Source organism: Microbacterium sp. WHRI 7836 (assembly GCF_040223885.2).
In the GTDB taxonomy this organism is placed as follows: Bacteria; Actinomycetota; Actinomycetes; order Actinomycetales; family Microbacteriaceae; genus Microbacterium; species Microbacterium oxydans.
In genome coordinates, this window is the sequence record NZ_CP168171.1 from 2,017,755 (window position 1) to 2,040,462 (window position 22,708).

Below are 22,708 nucleotides of genomic sequence, written 5' to 3' on the forward strand. Positions count from 1 at the left end.
ACTCAGCCGGCCAGGAACACCGAGAGCGAGCGGAGCCGACGCAGCGACTCCTCCTTGCCCAGCAGCTCCATCGATTCGAACAGCGGCGGCGAGACCCGGCGGCCGGTGATGGCGACACGGGGCGGACCGTAGGCGATGCGCGGCTTGAGCTCGAGCCTCTCGACGAGCTCCGCGGCGAGGGCCTCCTGGATCTTCTCCGGGGTGAAGTCGTCGAGGGGCTCGAGAGCCACGACGCACGCGTCGAGCACCTCGGCAGCATTTGCCGGAAGGCCCTTGAGGGCGTCCTCCGCGTACGAGACCGCATCGGTGAACAGGAAGCCCACCATGCCGGGCACCTCGCCGAGCAGCTGCACCCGCTCCTGCACGAGAGGCGCGACGCGGAATGCCGTCACCAGCTGTTCGTGCGTCGGCTCGTCGAAGAGTCCGGCTGCGGCGAGGTACGGGATCGTCCGCTCGGCGAAGTCCTTCTCGCCGAGCATCCGGATGTGGTCGCCGTTGATCGACTCGGCCTTCTTCTGGTCGAAGCGCGCCGGGTTCGGGTTCACGTCGACGATGTCGAACGCGGCGGTGAACTCGTCGAGCGAGAACACGTCGCGGTCATGTCCGATCGACCAGCCGAGCAGGGCGAGGTAGTTCAGCAGTCCCTCGGGGATGAAGCCGCGGTCGCGGTGCAGGAACAGATCCGCCTGCGGGTCGCGCTTGGAGAGCTTCTTGTTGCCGGTCTCCCCCAGCACCAACGGCATATGCGCGAACCGCGGGACGAACGTCGTCACACCCGCATCGATGAGAGCCGCATACAGCGAGAGCTGCCGGGCGGTGGACGGCATCAGGTCTTCACCACGCAGCACGTGCGTGATGCCCATGAGCGCGTCGTCGACCGGATTCACGAACGTGTACAGCGGCACACCGTTCGGGCGCACGACCACGAAGTCGGGGAACGATCCTGCGGGGAAGGTCACCTCGCCGCGGATGAGGTCCACATACGTGACGTCTTCGTCCGGCACCCGAAGGCGCAGCGCCGGCTGACGACCCTCCGCACGGAACGCCGCCTTCTGCTCGTCGGTGAGGTCGCGGTCGAAGTTGTCGTAACCGAGCTGCTTGGCGCGCCCGGCGGCCTCGTTGCGCGCGTCGATCTCGTCGGCAGTGGAGTAGCTCTCGTAGAGGGCTCCCGTGGCCATGAGCTTGTCGATCACCTCGCGGTAGATGTCGTGGCGCTCCGACTGCCGGTACGGAGCGTGGGGTCCACCGACCTCGACACCCTCATCCCAATCGATCTTGAGCCAGGTGAGCGCGTCCACCAGCTGGCGGAAGCTCTCCTCGCTGTCACGGGCGGCATCGGTGTCCTCGATGCGGAACACCATCTTCCCGCCGTTGTGACGGGCGTACGCCCAGTTGTAGAGAGCCGTGCGGACCATGCCGACATGCGGCAGACCGGTCGGCGAGGGGCAGAAGCGGACGCGGACGTCGGCACCACTGACGGTCGTGGTGAGGGGGTGAGGGGTAGCCATAGCCCTTCGATTCTACGGGGACCGCGCGTTCGCCCGTCGGCGGGCGCGAGGGCTCAGCCTCCTGGGCAGTCGCAATCGCCACCGCTGTGACACTGGCAGATCGGAGGCGGGTGATCCGCCGCCGTCACCGTCTCCCGCACCTGAAGGTCTGAGAACGGGACGACCTCGTCGTAGCTGGCCGCATCAACGGCGTCACCGCAGGCAGCGCCCTCCGTGCGGATCTCGGCGGCAGCCTCAGGGAAGACGAAGTCGACGCACGTGACGGCGGTCGACTGCTGGTACCAGCGCCCTCCGCCGGTCTCCGCCCCGGCTTCCACCGCGAGCGTCAGGGCCACACCGTCCCCGGCCTCCTCGACGGCCAGCAGGGTGTAGAGGTGGCTGCCGGTGTCCGCCCCGCCTCGCGCATCAACGATGAAGTCGAGTCCGGCGACGGTCGCTTCCGGATCCTCGATCATCTGGTCGCGGTACTCCCACAGCACGTCCTGCGCATCTTCCACGGAGTCGGCGAGGCTGTCCCTCATCAGGGTCCCGATGCTCGGCGCGCACCCGGCGAGAACACCGACGGTGGCGGCGAGCACGGCACCTGCGGCGATCCGTCCGGCGAGAGAGGACATGGCTCTGACCGTAGCGCAGTGCGCAACGCATCCGCCGGAACCCAGGGCGACATGCTCAGGGCGACATGCTCACGGCGACCGCCGCACGATGCTCCAGGGGCAGGAGGCCTTCGACGCTGCGCTCGTCCACGACGAGCTCGAACGCTGCACGGAATCGCCGACGATCATCGTGTCCGAGCCGGGCGTAGAGAGCACCGGCACCGGCCACGCCCCCTTCGACCGAACGCCAGAGTGCATTCGGGTCCGCGTGCCAGGTCCAGCCGTGCTCGGCGGCGGTCACGCGCTCCAGGCCCGCGTCCCGCAGCATCTGCGCGAAGCCGGCGGCGCTCCGCTCGAATTCCTCGTCGGCAGGGAGCTTCGCACCGGCGAACGGCGCCACTCCCGCGCGTTCAGCGACCTCCGCCCAGAACCATGAGGGCGACAGCGTCCAGATCGTCGCGACCACGGGGCCACGACTCACGCGCCGCAGCTCGGCCGCCGACCTGCGTGGGGAGCCGACATGGTTCAAGACGAAGTTCGCGACGACCACATCGACCGCGCCGTCGGCGAACGGCAGATCCGGCAGCCCCGCATCGATCGTGACGATCTGCGGACGGTCGCGGCGCGACACCGCGCGCATGGATGCCTCCGGCTCGCACGCCTGCACGCGCCATCCCGCGTCGGCCCAGGCTGCAGCGAGCCTGCCGTCACCCGCGCCGACGTCGAGCAGACTGCGCCCTCGCGGTGCGCCGAGGGCGAGCTGCATCGCCGGGAAGGTCCCTGCGCAGAGCGCGGCGTACGATGCGGAATACGCCGCGCCGACGCCGGCCCAGTCCTTCATCGGGAGCCGGAGCGGGCGAGCGGGGACAGCGCCACGATCGCGATGACCAGGACGAAGGCCGCCACGCCGAGTCCCGCGTACTGGAAGTTCGCCAGCACCACGCCCGCCAGCACCGATCCCGCCGCCGCGGACAAGCTCATCAGGGAATCGCTGCGCCCTTGCCTCCGTGTGCGGAGCTCGGGTGCGGACGACTCCGTGAGAAGGGCGGCACCGGCCACCGTCGCCGCGCTCCATCCCAGTCCGAGCAGGATGAGCGCGACCATCACACCCCAGGCCTCCGTCCCCGTGAACACCGCGAACGCCAGAGCACCGGCGAGCAGCACCTGTCCGAGCAGCACCACCTGGAGCCTGCCCCAGCGGTCGGCCAGCACGCCGAAGACGGGCGAGAGGGCGTACATGCCACCCACGTGCAACGCGATCGTGATCCCCACGAGCGCTGACACATCGGCGGGGGTCGCTGCCATGCCCCCGGCACCGTGCGCCATGTGCGAGAGATGCACCGGAGTCATGGCCATGACCGAGGCCATGACCACGTGGGATCCGGCGATCGCGAAGATCGCGTACCGGGCGACGCGCGGCCGATCCACGGCCACCGCCCCGTCCGTCGAAGCCGAGGCCTTCGCGAGACGCTGCGCCGCGAGCAGCGGATCCGGACGCAGAGCGACGACGTACAGCACGAGCGCAGCGCACTGCGCGACGAAGGAGAAGAGGTACGAACCCGTCTGCGGCGGCATCCCCACCGCCTGGCCGACGATCTCCCCCGGCCCGAGAAGCAGCGGACCGGCGACCCCGCCGATCGTGGTCGACCAGACGACGATGGACAGGTCTCGTCCGCGGTGCTGCGGCGCGGCGAGATCGGTCGCCGCGAACCGCGACTGCAGGTTTCCCGCGTTGCCGGCCCCGATCATCAGGATGCCGACGAGCAGCATCGGGAAGATCCGCAGAGACGCGGCGAGGATGACCACCGCGATGCCCACCAGGGCGAACAGGTTGCCGAGAGTGAGCGCACGACGACGCCCGACACGGGCGGCGAGACGTGCGAGCGGGATGGCGCACGCGGCCGCTCCCAGTGTGACGGAAGCTGTCGCGAGACCGGAGAGGGCATCGTTCCCCGAGATGTCCGCCGCGAGGAGGGCGCCGAGGGAGACGGTGGCACCGAAGGCGATCCCGCCGAGCACCTGCCCCAGCGACAGGACCAGGACGGTACGTCGCTGAACCGCCTGCTGCTGCGTCGCCGTCAGGGCGACATCGGTCATGACGCGGGAACGGCGTCGCGCACGGTGTTGCGAAGGATGCCGAGTCCGGAGATCTCGACCTCGACGACGTCTCCCGCCACGAACGTGCCCACGCCCGCCGGAGTCCCCGTCATGATGACGTCGCCCGGAAGCAGCGTGAACACCGCCGACGCGTACTCGATGATCGCCGGCACCGAGTGGATCATGTCGGTGAGTGGCGCCTGCTGCCGCACCTCGCCGTTCACCCGTGTCTCGATCGTGGCCTGCGCCGGATCGAAGTCCGTCTCGATCACGGGACCGAGCGGGCAGAAGGTGTCGAAGCCTTTGGCCCGCGACCACTGACCGTCCTTGCGCTGGAGGTCACGCGCGGTGACGTCGTTGCCGATCGTGTATCCGAGCACGTAGTCGAGTGCGTTCTCTGCCTTCACGTTCTTCGCGATCTTGCCGATCACCACCACGAGCTCACCCTCGTACTCGGTGCGCTCGGAGATCGCCGGACGCACGATCGTGTCTCCGGGCCCGATCACCGAGGTGTTCGGCTTGAGGAACAGCAGCGGCTCCTCTGGGGCCTCTCCCCCCATCTCCGCCGCGTGATCGTGGTAGTTCTTGCCGACGCAGACGACCTTGGACCGCGGGATCACCGGAGCGAGCAGAGCGGCATCCGCGAGCGGCACGCGGGCACCGGTGGTCTCGTACCCCGTGAACATCGGGTCTCCGGCGAGCACCACGAGCTCACGCTCGTCGATGATCCCGTACATGATGGCTTCGTCGTGGCTGAACCGGGCGATCTTCATGGGATCAGCCTATCGAGCGCCTCGCCAGGCCTGGAGCCCCAGCAACCTCCGAGACCCCCTGCTCGCGACGAGACCCACGGCCCCGGGCGGACGACAGCATGGGTGTCGGCGGGGGACGTGGGTCTCGGCAGCAGGAACCTCAGGCGTCGAGGCGGAGGAGCCAGCCGTGCTTGTCCTCGCGGCGCCCGTACTGGATGTCGGTGAGTTCTTCGCGGAGGGACAGCGCCAGCTCGCCCAGCGGCTGGGGCTCGTCGAAGTCTTCGCCCACGAGCGCGCCGATCGGGGTCACGACCGCGGCCGTGCCACAGGCGAACACCTCGACGATGTCGCCGGAGGCCACGCCCTCGCGCCACTCGTCGATCGAGATCGGACGCTTCTCGACCGTGTAGCCGCGGTCCTCGGCCAGCTGCAGCAACGAGTCGCGGGTGATGCCCTCGAGGATGCTGTCCGACTCCGGCGTGACGACCCGGCCGTCCTTGAAGACGAACACGACGTTCATGCCGCCGAGCTCCTCCACGTCGCGGTTCTCGTTGAGGAACACGACCTGGTCGCAGCCCTTCGCACTGGCCTCGGCCTGGGGAAGGAGGCTGGAGGCGTAGTTGCCGCCTGTCTTCGCTTTGCCGGTGCCACCGCGACCCGCGCGGGCGTAGTCCTCGGAGAGCCAGATGCGCACAGGCTTCACGCCCCCGGTGAAGTAGGCACCGGCGGGGCTCGCGATCACGTAGTAGGCGACCTTCTGCGCCGCCCGCACACCGAGGAAGGCCTCCTTGGCGAACATGAACGGTCGCAGGTACAGGCTCTGGTCGGCACCGGAGGGCACCCACCGACCGTCGACGGCGATGAGCTCCCGCAGCGACTGGATGAAGTACTCGGTCGGCAGCTCCGGCAGCGCGAGGCGGCGGGCGCTGGCCTGCAGACGCGCGGCGTTCCGGTCGGGACGGAAGGTGTGGATCGTGCCGTCGGCGTGCCGGTAGGCCTTGATGCCCTCGAAGATCTCCTGTGCGTAGTGCAGCACGGAGGCGGCGGGGTCGAGCGGGATCGGACCGTAGGGCTGCACGCGCGGACGGTGCCATCCACCCTTGGCGGACCAGCAGATGTCGACCATGTGGTCGGTGAAGACGACCCCGAACCCGGGGTTCTCCAGCACTTCGGCGACGCGTGCCGGCGAGGCCGCGTTCAGGTTCTTCGTCACGGCGAACTCCAGAGGAGCCACGCTCGTCTCGGCGTCGATCGTCGTCATGTCATCATCCAATCCTCGTGGGGCGGGCGCATCCTCGCGCCCTGTCAGCCTACGCCCGCTGTTCAGAGACGGGCAGCGATCGCGGAGCCGATCTCCGCGGTGGTGCGGGCACCGCTCCGGGCGGCGATGTCCGCCTCGACCGCGGCGCTCACCCGCGCCGACTCGACCGTGAGGCCGAGGTGGTCGAGCAGCAGCGCGATGGAGAGGATCGCGGCGGTCGGGTCGGCCTTCTGCTGACCCGCGATGTCCGGAGCCGAGCCGTGCACGGGCTCGAACATCGACGGGAAGGCGCCATCGGGGTTGATGTTCCCCGATGCGGCGAGGCCGATGCCGCCCGTGACGGCGCCGGCGAGGTCGGTGAGGATGTCACCGAAGAGATTGTCGGTCACGATCACGTCGAAGCGCGAGGGATCGGTGACCAGGAAGATGGTGGCGGCGTCGACGTGCAGATAGTCGACGGCGACGTCGGGGTGTTCGGAGGCGACCTCGTTCACGATGCGCTGCCAGATGGCGCCCGCATGCACGAGCACGTTGGTCTTGTGCACGAGGGTCAGCTTCTTGCGACGACGCTCCGCGAGGGCGAACGCGTAGCGCACGACCCGCTCGACACCGAAGGCCGTGTTCACGGAGGTCTCGTTCGCCACCTCCTGCGGCGTCCCCTTCCGGATCGTCCCGCCGTTGCCGACGTAGGGACCCTCCGTGCCCTCGCGGACGACGACGAAGTCGATCTCCCCCGGGTTCGACAGCGGACCGGATGCGCCGGCGAAGAGCTTCGAGGGGCGCAGGTTCACGTAGTGGTCGAGAGTGAACCGCAGCTTGAGCAGCAGTCCGCGCTCGATGTTCGCGTCCTTCAGCCGCGGGTCGCCCGGCGTGCCGCCGACGGCACCCAGGAGGATCGCGTCGTGTGCGGAGATCGCGGCGAGGTCGTCATCCGTGAGCGTGTCGCCGGTCTCGAGGTACCGGCCGGCACCGAGCGAGAAGCGGGTCTTGTCGAACGTCACGTCGCTGTCGGCGGTGACGGCGTCGAGCACCTTCTCCGCCTCGGCGATGACCTCGGGACCGATGCCGTCACCCGGGATGACGGCCAGCTTCACGACACGCGACATGAGACTCCTTGCGCACTGCACGGGGGTGGACCGACTCGTTCCCGCCCGAGAGCAGGAGAGCCGGTCCCCCCAGCGTACTGGTCAGTGCGTGGGTGCCTTGCGCAGTGTGACGGCCGCGATCACTCCGGCCGCGACCACGAGGCCGGCACCGATGAGCGAGGTGACGGTGACGCCGGAGCCGAACGCGTCCGACGCGGCCTGCCACAGCGCATCGCCGAGCTGCGTCGGCAGAGCCTGCGCAGCGGTATAGGCGCCAGCCAGAGTCTCCTCCGCTGCATGCGCCACGTCGGCGGGAAGACCCGCAGGAAGAACGAGCGCTCCGCGGTAGAAGGCCGTGATGATGCCGCCGAGCACAGCCGTTCCGAGCACCGCTCCGAGCTCGTACGCCGTCTCGGACACCGCGCTGGCCGCTCCTGCCTTGGCCGCAGGAGCGCTCGACAGGATGAGCTCGTTGGAGATCGTCTCGGCCGCGCCGATCCCGATGCCCAGCACCACGAACGCGATCACCAGCGGCAGGACGCCGTGCTCGTGCGTCGTGAGAGCGACGATCAGGTAGCCGGCGACGGAGAACGCGAGCCCGGCGGGGATCACGATGTGCGGCGGGATCCGGCGCGAGATCGGCACGACCGACAGCCCGGCCACGATCATCGCCACCATTCCCGGCACCAGCGCGAGACCTGCCGTCATCGGCGACAGCCCGAGGACGAGCTGCAGATGCTGCGACACGAAGTAGAGGAAGCCGACCAGAGCCACGACACTGAGCAGGTTGACCAGGATCGCCCCGGAGAACGACCCCCGCTTGAACAGCGCCATGTCGAGCATCGGCGTCTTGGCACGCAGCTGGCGCCGCACGAACAGGAAACCCATCGCGAGGCCGAGAAGTGCCCACGCACCGGCCTTCAGACTCGGACCATCCACGGCCAGCGACTTGATCGCGTAGACCACCGGGATCATCGTGGCCATCGACAGGACGATGCTGATCAAGTCGATGCGACCGGGGTGGGGGTCGCGGCTCTCCGGCACCAGCAACGGCGCAGCGACGAGCAGAGGGATCAGCACCGGCACCGCGATGAGGAAGACGGACCCCCAGGAGAAGTGCTCGAGGAGGAAACCGCCGACGATCGGTCCCAGCGCCGATCCTGCGGAGAAGGCCGAGGCCCACACCGCGATCGCCATGCGGCGCTGGTCGCGGTTCTGGAAGATCGAGCGCAGCAGGGACAGGGTCGACGGCATGAGCATCGCCCCGAAGAAGCCGAGCAGAGCACGAGCGGCGATCAGCAGGCCGGCCGTGGGCGCGAAGGCTGCGAGGGCGGAGACCGCCGCGAAACCGGTGGCTCCGATCAGCAGCATCTTCCGACGCCCGAATCGGTCGCCCAAGGTACCCATGGTGACGAGCAGGCCCGCGAGCACCAGGGGGTACACGTCGATGATCCACAGCTGCTCGGCCCCTGTGGGCGCGAGCGCGATGGAGATCTCGGGGAGCGCGAAGCTCAGCACCGTGTTGTCCACCGACACCAGCAGCACCGGCAGCATGAGGACGACGAGCGCCGCCCAGCCGCGGGCTCCGACGCGGGGAGCATCCGTCTCTGTCGTCGGGATCGACGCAGTACGGGTCATGGAACACCTCTCAGGATCTTGATCGCACGGTTAGTGAACCGTCCAGATGGTATAGTAACAGAAGTCCCGCCCCCGAAACCGCAGAGGATCCACGATGCCCCGACCTCCGCTCGCCCGCGAGAAGGTGCTCGACGCCTTCGAAGCGATCCTCATCGAAGACGGCGAACGAGCCGCGACGCTCGACGCCACGGCGAAAGCGGCCGGTGTGTCGAAGGGCGGCCTGCTCTATCACTTCGGCTCCAAGGACGAGCTCGAGGCCGGCCTCGTGGAACGGCTCGATCGCCTCACGACCATGGACCTCGAACGGATGGCCGCCGCGGAGGAAGGTCCCGTCGCCTACTACGTGCGCACCTCCGTGATGGAGGACGACGCACTCGATCGCGTGCTGATCGCGACGACGCGCCTCGCCCAGGGCGGGTCGATCCCCGCAGCGGACATGCTCCGCGACACGAGGCGCCGCTGGGCGGAGACGATCCGCCCGCACGTGCGCGACAACGCGAGCCTCGATCTGGTGATGCTGGTGAGCGACGGACTCTACTTCAACAACTCGCTCGACGTGCACGGCCCCGAGCGACTCGTGCCCCGCAGCGATGAACTCGCGGAGCTGATCACCCTGGTTCTGAAGGCGACCGCCTGAGGATCACCGCAGACACGAGAGAGGGCGGAAGCTTCACGCTCCCGCCCTCTCTGCTGCGTCTGCCGATCAGATCTCGGTGATCTCGATCTGACGGAACAGGTCGGCGTCGATGGCACCGCGCACGTCATCGAGCAGCTCGTCCGAGACGGGCGAGTCGAGCGTCAGCACACTGAGCGCCTGGGCGCCTGCCGCCTGACGGGCGATCTGCATTCCGGCGATGTTGATGCCGGCCTCGCCGAACTTCTGGCCGTACACGGCGACGATGCCGGGGCGGTCGGTGTAAAGCATCACGACGTGGTGCTTCTCGATCGGCAGCTCGAGCCGGTGGTCGTTGATGCCGACGAGCTTCTCCGTCTGCTTCGGACCGGTGAGCGTGCCGGACACCGAGAGCTGAGTGCCGTCGGACAGCGCACCGCTGAGAGTGATGACGTTGCGGTACTCGTCGCTCACATCGTCCTTGAGCAGCCGCACCGCGATCCCGCGCTGGTCGGCGAGGAGCGGAGCGTTGACGTAGGACACCGTCTCACTGACGATGTTGGTGAATACGCCCTTGAGCGCGGCGAGCTTGAGCACGCTCACGTCGTAGTCGTTCAGCTCGCCGTGCACCTCGACGTCGAGGCTGGTGAGAGGCGACGTCGCGAGCGCGGCGAAGATCTGGCCGAGCTTCTCGACGAGCGAGATGCCGGGACGCACGTAGGGGTCGATGACGCCGCCGGCCACGTTCACGGCGTCCGGGACGAGGTCACCGCCGAGGGCGAGGCGCACGGAACGAGCGACCGAGACGCCTGCCTTCTCCTGCGCCTCCTCGGTGCTCGCGCCGAGGTGGGGCGTGACGACCACGTTCGGGAGGTCGAGCAGCGGACGAGCCGTGCCGCCCTCAGCGGGCGGCTCCGAGGTGAAGACATCGAGACCGGCTCCCGCGATCTCCCCGGCGACGAGCGCCGCGTGCAGGGCCTCCTCGTCGATGAGGCCGCCACGGGCCACGTTCACCACGAACGCGGTCGGCTTCATCGCCGCGAACTGCTCGGCGCCGATCATGCCCGTCGTCTCCGGGGTCTTGGGCATGTGGATGGTCAGGAAGTCCGACTCGGCGACGAGTTCGTCGAGGGAGAGCAGCTGCACGCCGAGCTGCTGGGCGCGTGCAGAGGTGACGTAGGGGTCATAGGCGACGACACGCATGTCGAAGGCCGCGAGGCGCGCGGCGACGAGAGCACCGATGCGACCGAGGCCGACGATGCCGACGGTCTTCTCGAAGAGCTCGGCTCCGGTGAAGGAGCTGCGCTTCCACGCTCCGGCGGAGAGAGAGGCATGCGCGGCAGGGATGCGGCGGGCGAGGCTCAGGATGTGGCCGACCGTGAGCTCGGCGGCCGAGACGATGTTCGAGGTCGGGGCGTTGACGACCATGACCCCGGCAGCCGTGGCCGCCTTGATGTCGACGTTGTCGAGGCCCACGCCGGCGCGGGCGACGACCTTGAGCTTCGGCGCGTGGCTCAGCGCCTCCTCGTCGATGCGCGTGGCCGAGCGGACCAGCACGGCGTCGGCGTCGGCGAGTGCGGCGAACAGCGCCTCGCGGTCGGTGCCATCGACGTCGCGGACGTCGAAGTCGGGACCGAGAGCGTCGATCGTGGCGGGAGAGAGTACTTCGGCGATGAGCACGACAGGCTTCGGCACAGTGGATCCTTCGGGGCAGCGCGGCAGGGGCCGATGCGCCGCACACCATGGGGGCGCGATCGCCACAACTCTACCGGAGCGCCGACAGCGCTCCGTGCCGTGTGACGCGTCTCGACGGGCGGCTCAGGCGCTCGGCATCGTGAGGCTCAGCGCGATCAGACTCATCCAGAACACGGCGACGACACCGAGTCCGGCGAGGAAGACGAGGGCGAGCTCGCCCACCGTGCGACGCCGTCCGATGACATACGCGAAGGCGAACACGATCGCGGGGAAGACGACTCCGAACAGCAGGGTCGCCCAACCTCCCCCGGTCAGCCCCGTCTGAGCCATCGCGATCAGGTGCGCCACGGCGTTCCACACGGCGTAGGCGTAGAAGAGTCCGGCCAGTCCGGTGACGAGCCCGATGAGCCAGCGGGGAGAACCCGCCGACGTCGATGTTCCGACCGCGGAAGCCATCATGATCCGATCACCCCCACGGTGACGAACGGCCAGGGAACGAGCAGGACGACGCCGGCGAGCAGCACGGCGACGCGGATCCAGCCTGCCTTCCCCCGCGTGAGCACCCAGCTCGCGAGGAACCAGAGGGCCGGGGCGGCGATCGCGAGGAAGAACCACGGGAGGAACATCACATCGGAGACCAGGAACGACGCGAGGGGCTGCAGCCGCAGTCCGCCGACGATCCAGCCGATCGTGTAGAGGAGATAGATGCCCCCGACGATCCCGACGAGCAGCAGCATCGGCGTGCTCAGGCCCGCCTGCTCCTCGACAGCCGCCTGCTCCTCGACAGCCGCCTGTTCCTCTGCCGGCACCTGCTCGACCGCTGGCGCCTGTTCGGCGGTGCCGCCTTCCTCGATCCTCCCCACCTCGTCGCTCCCCCGTCCGACGGCCTTCCAGCCGCGCGGTAGGGCGCGCTCCTTGGGGTTCGAGGCCTCGTCGCCGTCCCAGCTGAGGGCGTCGTCGGAATCGGAAGTCATGTCCCCAGCGTAGGACACGCGGTCCACTAGGATCGGGGTTGCCTCGAGCCGGAACGGCGGGCATCGGACGTTATGGGGGAGCATCGTGGCCGACAACGACAAGACGGAAGCCAGCAGCGGATCGACACCCGCAGGCTCTGCACCCGCCACCTCTCGATCCACCACCTCGACTCCCGAGCCGCCAGCCGGCTGGGTCCCGACTCCGGAAGCCAAGGCGAAGGCCACGCGGTTCCGTTGGATCGCCGGCATCCTCTGGGCGGTCGCGATCATCGGCGAAGGCGTCGGCATCTTCTGGCTCCTGCGTCAGCGGGTCTTCGTCGGCGAGGACGGCACTCTGGTGCGCGACCCCGACACCGGACTGCTGGAGGAGCAAGGCGTCACGGCGACCTTCCCGCAGTGGGCGTTCATCACACTCCTCGTGCTGCTCGTGGTCATCGCTGCTCTGTCCATCACCGGTTCCGTGCTCTGGAAGAAGGCCAATCGCCTCGACCCGGCCCGCAGAGCGGACAAGACACGGTTTTTCGTGCAGAACCAGCTCGGGGCCATCATCGCCGTGGTCGCCTTCCTCCCGCTCGTCATCCTGATCTTCCTCAACAAGGACATGGACAAGGGCCAGAAGGCCACAGCCGGGATCGTCGGCGTCGTGCTCGCCGCCCTCGCGGTGTTCATCGGCGCCGACTTCAACCCGCCGTCCGTCGAGCAGTACACGGCCGACCAGTCGGCCGTGATCCAGCTCCTCGGAAAGGATGAGGTCGTCTGGGTCGACGGCGGCAAGGTCTACCACGTCTGCGACGAGGTGCCCGCGATCCAGACGGGGAGCGAGATCCGCACCGGTACGACCGCACAGGCCGTCGAGGCCGGGAAGATCCGCCTCACTCTGCAGTTCGGCTCCGAGCTGCGAGCCTGCGGTCTCCCGGTGCCGGAGAACGATGAGGAGATCACAGAGGCTCTGCGCGCGATCCAGGCGGGCCAGGTCGACACGGTCCTCCCCGCACCGGTGTGGGCCGACCCCGCAGAGGCACCCATCGTGGTCGAGGAGGCGTCGGCGCCGTGACGCCCGCTCGACGCTAGTCCGCGTCGAGCGCTTCCACGAGCCGATCCTCCGCTGACGACAGATGGGCTTCGAGGAGGGCGGCCGCCCGCTCCCCGTCCCCTGACGCCACGGCATCGAGGATGTCGGCGTGCTGCGCGGCGATGTCCGCGGCATCGAGAAGACGGCGGCCCTGCACCTGCGCCATGCACAGCCGCACCTCGTCGAGGACGCTGCGGTACATGCGGCCCGTACGCTCGCTGTCGAGCGCGTCGATGAGGGCCGTGTGGAAGCGCAGGTCGGGAGCGACGGTCGCAGGGTCGGGGCCCCCGGGCATCGCCATGATCTCCGCGTTCGCCGCGAGGGCCGCGGCAGGAACGTTCTTCGACGCGGCGAGTTCGCGAAGCGCCGCACTCTCCAGGCGGGTTCTGGTGCGATACACGTCGCGCACGGTCACGGAGTCGATGTCGACGACGCGCGCGCTCCGGTGCGCGGTGCGCACGAGCAGGCCGCTGGCGACGAGCTGCTCGATCGCCGCCTTCGCGCTCGGACGTGCGACTCCGAAGCTCTGCGACACGGCGGCCTCGGTGATCGGGGAGCCGGAGCGGATCGCACCGCTCAGGATGCGACCGCGCAGCTGCGCTGTCACGGCATCGACGACGCCGACGACTCCGAGCGGCGCTTCCGAGGTGGTGCTCATCCGGTCAGCCTATCGAAGAGCCGCGCAGTCGGTACACTTGTCTGACAATCTCATGACGGAGCAGAGGAGCACCGTGAAGACCACCCTCGCCGAGCCGCTGGATCCTGCCCTGCTGGGGCCGACGACGCAGGTGCACGCACGCTCGATCGACCGTTTCGCCCGCGCGCACGACGCGTCCCACTACCTGCTGATCCCCGATGCCGTGCTCTCCCCCGCTGACGCGGAGGGTGTCGCTCGTGCCTTCGGAGCGGTCAGAGCTGCCGGGCGCACGATGACGTTCCGCTCCGGAGGCACCAGCCTGTCCGGTCAGAGCGTCAGCGGAGACATCCTGGTGGACACGCGCAGCGGCTTCCGCGACATCCGTGTCGAGGACGACGGCGCTGCGGTCCGGGTGGGTCCGGGTGCGACGGTGCGCCAGGTGAACACCAGGCTCGCGAGGTACCGCCGCAAGCTCGGCCCCGATCCGGCGAGTGAGATCGCGTGCACGATCGGCGGCGTCGTCGCCAACAACTCCAGCGGCATGGCGTGCGGTATCACTGAGAACTCGTACCGGACGATCGAGTCGATGACGATCGTGCTTCCCAGCGGCACGATCCTCGACACCGGCCACCCGGATGCGAACGAGATGCTCCGCGCGGCGGAACCCGCCATCGCCGAGGGCCTGCTCTCCCTGCGGGAGCGTCTGCTGGCGTCCCCCGAGCACGTCGCCTTCCTCCGTCAGCAGTTCTCGATGAAGAACACGATGGGCTATGGGCTCAATGCACTGCTCGACTTCGATGATCCGGTGCGCATCCTGGAGCATCTCGTCATCGGCTCCGAGGGCACGCTCGCCTTCGTGGCGGAAGCCCGCTTCCGCACGATCGAGGTGCTCCCCTCGATCGCGACCGGCCTCCTGGTCTTCGACACGCTGTCCGCCGCGATGACGGCTCTGCCTGATCTCACGCGACTCGGTCTCGCCACGATCGAGCTGATGGACGCCGCCTCGCTGCGTGTCGCGCAGGGGTTGAGCGACGTGCCGGACGCCATCGCCGAGATCGAGGTGCAGGGACACGCCGCTCTGCTGGTCGAAGTCCATGCTCAGGACGCAGACACCCTCGCCGCGTCGAGCTCCGCCGCCCAGACGCACTTCGAAGCCCTCCCGCTCGCCGTCGCCCCGCGCCTCACCACGGATGCGGCCGAACGCGCCGCGCTGTGGCACGTGCGCAAGGGGCTCTACACGGCGGTCGCGGGCGCCCGACCGTCCGGAACGACCGCCCTGCTGGAGGACATCGTGGTCCCGGTGCCGCGTCTCCTCCACACCTGCGAGCGCCTCCTCGAGCTCTTCTCCGAGCACGGCTACGAGGGCTCGGTCATCTTCGGACACGCCAAGGACGGCAACATCCACTTCCTCCTCAACGAGCGGTTCGACGATGCGGAAAGCGTCGCGCGCTATCGGCGCTTCACCGACGACCTCGTCGAGCTCGTGCTCTCGCAGCAGGGGTCGCTGAAGGCGGAGCACGGCACCGGTCGGATCATGGCGCCGTTCGTCCGCCGACAGTACGGCGACCAGCTCACCGACATGATGTGGGAGATCAAGAACCTCCTCGACCCGCACGGCATCCTGAACCCGGGCGTTGTGCTCTCCGACGACCCCGACTCCTACCTGCACGACCTCAAACGGGTGCCGACGGTGGAGAAGGAAGTCGACCGCTGCGTCGAGTGCGGGTACTGCGAGCCGACCTGTCCCAGCAAGAGCATCACGCTCACGCCTCGACAGCGCATCGTGATCCGTCGCGATATGGCGTGGGCCGAGGAACAAGGCGACACCGAGCTTCTGCGCGATCTGCAGAAGGACTACGACTACGACGGCGTGCAGACCTGCGCGGTCGACGGCATGTGCGGTGTGGCCTGCCCGGTCGACATCAACACGGGCGACCTGGTGCGTCGACTTCGCGCGGAGCAGTCGAACGCGATCGAGGGGGCCGTGTGGGGCACGGCGGCCAAGCACTGGGGTACGGTCACCCGCGCCGGCGGCGTCGCGCTCACCGTCGCGGACGCCCTCCCCGCCCCTCTGGTGCGCGGGGTCACGCACCTCGGCCGCGCGGTGCTGGGGGCCGACACCGTACCGCTGTACGACGGAGGACTCCCCCACGGCGGCTCGAAGCCACCGCGTCCGGAGGCGCCGACCGATGCGCAGGCCGTCGTCTTCGGCGCGTGCATCGGCACCATGTTCGGCGCGGAGGGCGACGGCGAGGGGTCACGGAATGCGCTGCGAGCGCTCCTGGACCGCGCGGGTATCCCCGTCGTGATCCCGGAGGAGAACGGCGGCCTCTGCTGCGGGACACCCTGGAAGTCGAAGGGGCATCTCGACGGCTATGCCCTGATGTCGGACCGGGTGCTCGATTCGCTGTGGGAGGCCAGTCGCGCGGGCGAGCTTCCCGTGGTGTGCGACGCGGCCTCCTGCACCGAGGGCCTGGACGTCATGCTCGCACAGGCCGTCGCGAAGAGCCCTCGATACGCCGGGCTGCGGATCGAGGATGCGACCACCTTCGTGGCACGCGAAGTACTGCCGAAGCTGACCGTGCCCGCGAAGCTGCCCACCGTCGCCGTGCATCCGACATGCTCCACGACGGCGCTCGGAGCGACGGGAGCGTTGACCGCGATCGCCGCCGCCGTCGCGGATGACGTGTTCGTTCCCGAGGGGTGGGGCTGCTGCGCATTCGCGGGCGACCGCGGCATGCTGCATCCGGAGCTCACCGCCAGCGCGACGGCACAGGAGTCCGCGGAGATCGCAGCGGCCGAGCGCGCCCAGGGCGGCTTCGACGCCTTCGTCTCGGCGAACCGCACCTGCGAGATCGGAATGTCCCGCGCCACCGGCCGGCCGTACCGTCACGTGATCGAGGTGCTCGAGGAGCTCACGCGGGGCTGACTCCGCGCGAAGACACCGAGGGCCCTTCCGACACCATCGGAGGGGCCCTCGTCTCGTCGCGAACCGTCCGTCTCAGCCTGCGGACAGCACCGCGACGGCCTCTCCACGCAGACGCGCGGGGATCACCACGACCGCACGATCACCGTCGGCCTTCTCGACCGCACTGCCGTCGGTCCACCGCAGGTCGGACTGCACGAGCTCGTCCGGAAGGTCGAGCGTCCCGATGCTCGGGTCGAGAGCATGCACATGCACGGTCGACCCGGTGGTGGTGTAGCGACGCGGGGCACCGCTGCGCTCCCCCATCCGGATCCACGGGCGCGTGCCGTAGACCGCGTCGCCGTTCGTCTGCAGCCATGCACCCAGCTCGCGCATCGCGCGACGCTGGAGCTCGGGGATGGAGCCGTCCGCTGCGGGGCCGACGTTGATCAGCAGGTTGCCGTTCTTCGCCACGACGTCGACGAGCAGACGGATCAGCGCCGCGCCGGACAGCGAGTGGCGTTCGTCCTCTGCCTGATTGAAGCCGAAGGAGTAGCCGAGTCCACGGGTCGACTCCCACGGATCCGGGATGATCTCGGGGATGTCCGTGTATTCGCGTGTGAGGAAGCCGTGGTACGGGACGCCCCAACGGTCGTTGACGACACCGTCGGGCACCGCGTCGAAGTACCGCTGCAGGAGGGCGGCGACCGCATACTCGTCGTGCGCCTTGCCACCGTCGGGCCACTCGATGTCGTTCCACAGCACGTCCGGCGAGAAGCGGGACACGAGCTCTTCGAGCTGGGCAGCCGAGTAGCGGGCGAAGTGCGCATCGTTGCGACGGAAGCGGAACAGATCGGTGTCGGACTCGATCGGCGGGAAGTCGCTCACGTGCCAGTCGAGCGCACCGGAGTAGTACACCCCGAACTTCGCCCCCGCGCGACGGGTGGCGTCGTGGAACTCGGAAATCAGGTCGCGGCGCGGACCACGAGCGACCGCGTTGAAACCGGTGGTCGCCGTGTCCCAGAGGCAGAAACCCTCGTGGTGCTTGGTCGTGGGGACGATGTACTTGGCCCCGGCACCGACCAACTCGCCCACGAAGGCATCCGCATCGAACGCCGAGGCGTCCCACCGATCGGCCAGGTCCTCGTACGAGGTGCCGGGGCCGAACAACTGCTGGTGGCGCTCCCAGGTGGGGCTGCCCGCGATCCGCACCGTGTTGCCGTACCACTCGGCGTACTGATGCCAGGCGTACGCATCCTCGGTCGGGATGTTCACGCCGTCGCCGTGCTGCACCGCCCACGCCGGCACCGAGTACAGCCCCCAGTGGACGAAGAACCCGAGCTTCGCGTCCCGATACCAGTCGGGCACACCCTGAGTCGGGTACACCGGGGCGTCAGCGCCGAAGTCGGGGCCTGTCCGCTTCTCGAAGTTCATCATGCGTTCTGCTCCTCTGCGGTTCCGCGGCGGACGACGGTGGCGGTCAGGTCCGGATCGCCGTCGGCGTCGAACGGGTAGACACCCGGCTGCAGACGGTGGTGGCCCAGCCGCAGCAGGTCCTGGTCGACGCCACCAGGGGTCAGCGCGAGAGTCCACCCCGCGGCGAGTTCGTAGAGCTCGGGTTCGAGATAGCCGATCTTCACGACGACGATGTCCGCGGTGGTGGGCTCGAGGCCCAGCATCCGGAAGTCAGAGAGGTGGTGGAAAGGCTTGCGGCGCTCGGTGATGATCGCGTGCAGACCGCCCACGGCGATGACGACCTGCGTACCCGCATCCGGGTCGCCGTCGCTGATGGAGAACACGGTCCCGGTGATCGTGACAGGTCCGTGTGGACCGGAATCCACCCGGGCTCCGGCATCGAGCGACACCGTGGCTCCGACGCCGGCCGCGACAGCCCGTGCGACGGCTTCGCGGTCGAAGATCGAGGCCACGAGTGTGGTGCGGCTGGAGTCGGTGAGCTCGGCGCGTTCCAGCAGGTGCGCGAGCGTCCAGGTCACGTCGCCGGCGCCACCGGCTGTCGGGTTGTCCCCCGAGTCCGAGATCAGGTAGGGCCGCGGTGCTCCCGGAGCGAGGGCCTTGTCGAGGGCGTCGTCGAGCGAGCCGGTCTCGGCCACGAAGACGAAGTCCTCGCGCGCGTCCCAGAACATCCGCGCGACACGCTCGGCTTCCCGTGCGATCACCTGCTCGTCGTCCCCGGTGACGACCACGTAGGCCTGGCACCGCGGCTCGTCCGCCCAGGCGTAGCCGATCCAGACGGAGGCGTCGACCACCCCGGGGAGGGCTTCGATCTTGGGCAGCTGGGCGTAGATGCTGCGCGCCGGCTCCAGCCGCGTGCTGGTCTTCTCCCCCGGCAGCAGCACGGGCACGGGTACCCAGGCGGAGAAGGGGCGCCGCCGCAGTGAGTCGGAGCCGTGCGGTCCCCTCAGCCGGGCGAGCAGGTTCCACACCGCACGCTCCTTGGTGTTCATCCAATCCTCGTGCGGAGCCATGCGGTAACACGTCAGCAGGTCTACCGCGTCACGCAGCACCTCCGAGACGTTGCCGTGCAGATCCATCGAGGTCGAGACCAGCGTGTCGGGACCGAGGGCGGCGCGCACCGCGAGCGCGAGATCGCCCTCGGCGTCATCCATGCCGACCACGCTCATGGCGCCGTGGATGTCGAAGAAGAACCCGTCGAAGGGACCGTGCTCCCGGATGCCGGCGACGATCGCATCCTTTATCCGGCGATAGGTCTCCGGCGCGACGGCTCCGCCAGGAAGAGAGCGTCCGTGGGTCAGCGGCACCCAGTCCGCGGCGGAGGCGAGTTCGCGTCCATCGTCCAGCAACGGGTAATACCCCCGCAACGTCGGGCCGGTACGAACCGTGAACGCCTCGTCACCGGAGATGTGAGGCGAGAAGGTGCTCGACTCGATGGAGATCCCGGCGATGCCGATGCGTGGCAGGGCGAGACCGCCGTCGGCGACGGTGGGAAGCGGGCCCATCCAGATCTCGTGGGCTTCAGGACGTGCGGTCACGTGAGGTGCTCCTTGTGGTGCGAGGGTCGTGCGTGGGGTCGTCTCTCAGCGTGCGCCTGCCGGCACGAGCGCACGGCGGGCCGTCTCGATCGCGCCGAGAGCGACCGCGTCGGAACCGAGGACGGCCGGAATGATGCGCAGCGGGATACCCGACACCGGCGAGTCGGTGGCGAGCGTACGCGCGATGGCCGGCTCGAGGAGGTCCCATGCGGCCGTGACCCCGCCCCCGACGATCGCGCAGGGCAGGTCGAGGATCGTGGCCGCGGTCGCGCAGGCGAGGGCGAGCGCCCGACCCGCAGCGTCGAACGCCGCAATCGCCTCCGTGTCGCCGCGGCGCGCACGGTCGGCGACCTCGCGAGCGTCGCGCACCGGGGCGCCCGTGCTCTCCTGGTAGCGCAGCGCGATGGAAGTGCCGGAGGCCAGCGTCTCGAGATGCCCGATCTGGCCGCAGGTGCAGACGAGGTCGCTGTACCCGGGTGTGTGTCCGATCTCACCGGCGGCACCGTGCGGTCCGTGGTGGAGTTCGCCGTCGATGAGGACGGCGCCGCCCACCCCCGTGCCGAGCATGACGCCGAGCACGTCCCGATCCGTGCGCCCTTCCGCCGCGGCCTCACCGAGCAGGAAGGCGTTCACGTCGTTCTCTACCCGCACGGGGACGCCGAGGCGTGACGCCAGTTCATGCCCGAGGGCGAACCCCGTCCAGCCGACGAAGGTCGCCGACGCCGCACGGATCGTCCCCGTCTCGTGGTCGATGACTCCGGCCGCCCCCACTCCGGCTGCGGCCAGCGATACTCCCGCCTCCGCTGCCAGCGACATGGCGAGGGTCGCTGCCGCATCCGCCATCGCTGCACCGCCGAGCGCGGCCGGTGCGCCGACGCTGCCCCGGCCGAGCACGGCACCGTCACCGTCCACCAGAAGGGCGGCGATCTTGGTGCCGCCGATGTCGATCCCGACGAGAGCCGCACCGGGTCCGGCTGCGCCACCGATGAGCGTGCTGGTCCCCTGTTCCTGACTGATCATGCTCAGCGACCACCCAGCCCGGCCATCGCGATCCCCTTGACGAGGTGCTTCTGCAGCACGATCACGAGGATCGTGGTCGGCACCATCGAGATGATCGCGGCTGCCATCTGCAGGTCCCACCGTGTGCCGGTGAGCCCGGCGAAGCTCGCGAGGCCGACCGGAAGCGTGCCGTGCGCGTTGTAGTCGACCGTCACGATCAGCGGCCACAGGTAGCTGTTCCAGAACGAGAGGAACGTGAACACCGCGAGCACCGCCACCGCCGACTTCGACAGCGGAAGGATGATCTGCAGGAACGATCGCACGGGGCCTGCGCCGTCGACACGGGCCGCCTCCTCCAGCTCGTAGGGGATGCCGCGGAAGAACTGCCGCATCAGGAACGTGCCGAAGGCGCCGAACGCGAAGGGAAGGATGAGCGCCTGGTATGTGTCGACCCAGTTGAACCACTGCATGACCTGGAACATGGGGATGACGAGCACCTCGGCGGGAACCATCAGGGTGGCCAGGAACAGCACGAACACCGCGTCCCGGCCCTTCCACCGCAGGCGCCCGAAGGCGTATCCGGCTGTGGTCGAGACGATCAGCACGACGAGCGTTCCGCCGATCGCGACGATGAAGGAGTTCATGATGTACGTCAGGAACGGCCCGTAGGCGAACACGTCGACGAAGTTGCTCCACCGCAGTTCGGAGCCCACCAGGGTCGGCGGCATCGAGAACATCTCCGCGTTCGGCTTGAGAGCCGAGAAGAACGCGTAGATCAACGGCGAGATGAAGATCAGCGCAGCCACGTAGATCGCGACGTGCGCGAGGATCAGACGGGCGCGGGCGCCGGGGGTCGTCGCCGCACCGCGTGCGCGCTCGCGTTCGCGGTCGGCGCGGCCGGTGCGTCCGGCGGGCCGGACGAGGGTCTCAGTGCTCATAGTGCACCCACTTCTTCTGTGCGGCGAACTGGAGCCCGGTGATCGCGATGATGATCGCGAACAGGATCCACGCGGCTGCAGCGGCGAGGCCGAGATCACCGAAGGTGAATCCCTGCTCCCAGATGTACATGACGAGCGGCTTCGTGGCATTGCCCGGACCGCCGCCGGTGAGCATCTGCGGCTGCACGAACACCTGCAGCGACGTGATCATCGTCATGATGGTGGCGAAGAAGATCGATGGCGAGATCATCGGGACGATGATGCTCCACACCCGCCGGATCCCCTGTGCGCCGTCGATGCTCGCCGCCTCCAGCACGCTCTCGGGGAGCTGCTCGAGGGCGGCCGAGAAGATCAGCATGTTGTAGCCGAGTCCCTGCCAGACGCTCATGACGACGACCATGATCATGGCCCACGACGGATCGGCGAGGAAGTTGGGCAGCTCGATGCCGAACCAGGTCTGCGAGAGGCCGTTGAAGAGTCCCTGCGGCTGGAGCATCATCTTCCAGACCAGCACGTTGGCGACCATCGGCGTGACGACGGGGATGAAGAACAGCACCCTCAGTGCGCCGCGACCGCGGATCCGGGAGTTCAGACCGAGAGCGAGCACGAGCGAGAGAGCGACGCTCAACGGCACGTACAGCAGGGTGTACACCGCCGAGTTGCGCAGCGCCGGCCAGAAGTCGGGGCTGCTGGTGAACAGCTTGACGTAGTTGTCCACGCCGTTGAAGGTCCGCTCGCCGAAGGTCGGCCAGTCGAAGACGCTCATCACGATCGACAGCCCGACGGGCACGATCGTGAACAGGGCGAGCCCGATCAGGGCTGGGCTTGCGAATCCCAGCGCCTGACCGGCCTCCACCTTGGCGAGCGATCGTCGACGTCTCGTCGTGATCGTCATCTCAGTTTCTTCCTCTGTTACTGCATTGCTGCTGT

20 protein-coding genes are annotated in these 22,708 nt (G+C 68.8%); 3 read left to right on the forward strand and 17 right to left on the reverse strand.

All coding sequences use genetic code 11. The features are described from left to right. Positions 1–2: 2 nt before the first annotated feature. The 8 genes from gltX to ABRP18_RS09735 all read right to left on the reverse strand — a co-directional run bounded on the left by gltX (position 3) and on the right by ABRP18_RS09735 (position 8,934). On the reverse strand, positions 3–1,508 hold the full coding sequence (gene gltX, locus ABRP18_RS09700) for a glutamate--tRNA ligase (RefSeq protein WP_349884550.1): 1,506 nt from the start codon (positions 1,506–1,508) through the stop codon (positions 3–5). Positions 1,509–1,561: 53 nt separating this feature from the next. Then, a complete protein-coding gene (locus tag ABRP18_RS09705; protein ID WP_349884551.1) occupies positions 1,562–2,122 on the reverse strand; it encodes a hypothetical protein in 561 nt (186 codons plus the stop codon). A 55-nt stretch (positions 2,123–2,177) separates the two neighbouring features. Next, the gene (locus ABRP18_RS09710) at positions 2,178–2,942 is read right to left on the reverse strand and encodes a class I SAM-dependent methyltransferase (RefSeq protein ID WP_349884552.1); all 765 of its coding nucleotides are present in this window, start codon (positions 2,940–2,942) and stop codon (positions 2,178–2,180) included. Continuing rightward, on the reverse strand, positions 2,939–4,198 hold the full coding sequence (locus tag ABRP18_RS09715; protein ID WP_058630568.1) for an MFS transporter: 1,260 nt from the start codon (positions 4,196–4,198) through the stop codon (positions 2,939–2,941). The genes ABRP18_RS09710 and ABRP18_RS09715 overlap by 4 nt, the downstream gene beginning before the upstream one ends. Beyond that, on the reverse strand, positions 4,195–4,971 hold the full coding sequence (locus ABRP18_RS09720; RefSeq protein ID WP_058630567.1) for a fumarylacetoacetate hydrolase family protein: 777 nt from the start codon (positions 4,969–4,971) through the stop codon (positions 4,195–4,197). The genes ABRP18_RS09715 and ABRP18_RS09720 overlap by 4 nt, the downstream gene beginning before the upstream one ends. A gap of 139 nt (positions 4,972–5,110) precedes the next feature. Further along, entirely contained in the window at positions 5,111–6,211 is a 1,101-nt protein-coding gene (locus ABRP18_RS09725; protein WP_061017597.1) for a branched-chain amino acid aminotransferase, read from the reverse strand. 62 nt (positions 6,212–6,273) lie between these two features. After that, a complete protein-coding gene (locus ABRP18_RS09730; RefSeq protein WP_349884553.1) occupies positions 6,274–7,317 on the reverse strand; it encodes a 3-isopropylmalate dehydrogenase in 1,044 nt (347 codons plus the stop codon). An 81-nt stretch (positions 7,318–7,398) separates the two neighbouring features. Then, complete coding sequence (locus ABRP18_RS09735) at positions 7,399–8,934, reverse strand: MFS transporter (RefSeq protein ID WP_046748413.1); 1,536 nt, start codon at positions 8,932–8,934, stop codon at positions 7,399–7,401. Positions 8,935–9,028: 94 nt separating this feature from the next. Between ABRP18_RS09735 and ABRP18_RS09740 the strand changes: the two genes are divergently transcribed. After that, on the forward strand, positions 9,029–9,571 hold the full coding sequence (locus ABRP18_RS09740; protein ID WP_046748412.1) for a TetR/AcrR family transcriptional regulator: 543 nt from the start codon (positions 9,029–9,031) through the stop codon (positions 9,569–9,571). A gap of 66 nt (positions 9,572–9,637) precedes the next feature. Here the strand turns inward: ABRP18_RS09740 and serA are convergent, their stop codons facing one another. The 3 genes from serA to ABRP18_RS09755 form a co-directional block, all read right to left on the reverse strand. Continuing rightward, on the reverse strand, positions 9,638–11,242 hold the full coding sequence (gene serA, locus ABRP18_RS09745; RefSeq protein WP_058630564.1) for a phosphoglycerate dehydrogenase: 1,605 nt from the start codon (positions 11,240–11,242) through the stop codon (positions 9,638–9,640). A gap of 123 nt (positions 11,243–11,365) precedes the next feature. Continuing rightward, on the reverse strand, positions 11,366–11,701 hold the full coding sequence (locus ABRP18_RS09750) for a hypothetical protein (protein ID WP_058630563.1): 336 nt from the start codon (positions 11,699–11,701) through the stop codon (positions 11,366–11,368). After that, complete coding sequence (locus tag ABRP18_RS09755) at positions 11,698–12,216, reverse strand: hypothetical protein (protein ID WP_349884554.1); 519 nt, start codon at positions 12,214–12,216, stop codon at positions 11,698–11,700. Before ABRP18_RS09755 ends, ABRP18_RS09750 begins: the two co-directional genes overlap by 4 nt. Positions 12,217–12,301: 85 nt before the next feature. On the opposite strand from ABRP18_RS09755, the gene ABRP18_RS09760 reads away from it, so the two are divergent. Next, positions 12,302–13,270 (forward strand): hypothetical protein, encoded by a 969-nt coding sequence (locus tag ABRP18_RS09760; RefSeq protein ID WP_349884555.1) that lies wholly within the window; start codon positions 12,302–12,304, stop codon positions 13,268–13,270. A 13-nt stretch (positions 13,271–13,283) separates the two neighbouring features. On the opposite strand, the gene ABRP18_RS09765 is transcribed toward ABRP18_RS09760, so the two are convergent. Further along, positions 13,284–13,946: a GntR family transcriptional regulator gene (locus tag ABRP18_RS09765; RefSeq protein WP_058630561.1), complete on the reverse strand. Its 663-nt coding sequence runs from the start codon at positions 13,944–13,946 to the stop codon at positions 13,284–13,286. A 52-nt stretch (positions 13,947–13,998) separates the two neighbouring features. Here ABRP18_RS09765 and ABRP18_RS09770 point away from each other — a divergent pair, with 52 nt between their 5' ends. After that, positions 13,999–16,854 (forward strand): FAD-binding and (Fe-S)-binding domain-containing protein, encoded by a 2,856-nt coding sequence (locus ABRP18_RS09770; RefSeq protein ID WP_374168938.1) that lies wholly within the window; start codon positions 13,999–14,001, stop codon positions 16,852–16,854. A 72-nt stretch (positions 16,855–16,926) separates the two neighbouring features. Here ABRP18_RS09770 and ABRP18_RS09775 read toward each other — a convergent pair whose 3' ends face one another. The 5 genes from ABRP18_RS09775 to ABRP18_RS09795 form a co-directional block, all read right to left on the reverse strand. Further along, positions 16,927–18,267 (reverse strand): alpha-L-fucosidase, encoded by a 1,341-nt coding sequence (locus ABRP18_RS09775; RefSeq protein WP_349884557.1) that lies wholly within the window; start codon positions 18,265–18,267, stop codon positions 16,927–16,929. Continuing rightward, complete coding sequence (locus ABRP18_RS09780; RefSeq protein ID WP_349885352.1) at positions 18,264–19,808, reverse strand: M81 family metallopeptidase; 1,545 nt, start codon at positions 19,806–19,808, stop codon at positions 18,264–18,266. The genes ABRP18_RS09775 and ABRP18_RS09780 overlap by 4 nt, the downstream gene beginning before the upstream one ends. 78 nt (positions 19,809–19,886) lie before the next feature. Further along, positions 19,887–20,861 carry an ROK family protein gene (locus tag ABRP18_RS09785; protein WP_082682492.1) on the reverse strand — a complete coding sequence of 325 codons (975 nt, stop codon included), beginning with the start codon at positions 20,859–20,861 and terminating at the stop codon, positions 19,887–19,889. Positions 20,862–20,863: 2 nt separating this feature from the next. After that, complete coding sequence (locus ABRP18_RS09790; protein WP_046748404.1) at positions 20,864–21,778, reverse strand: carbohydrate ABC transporter permease; 915 nt, start codon at positions 21,776–21,778, stop codon at positions 20,864–20,866. Then, a complete protein-coding gene (locus ABRP18_RS09795) occupies positions 21,768–22,673 on the reverse strand; it encodes a carbohydrate ABC transporter permease (protein WP_045265140.1) in 906 nt (301 codons plus the stop codon). The genes ABRP18_RS09790 and ABRP18_RS09795 overlap by 11 nt, the downstream gene beginning before the upstream one ends. Positions 22,674–22,708 lie beyond the last annotated feature (35 nt).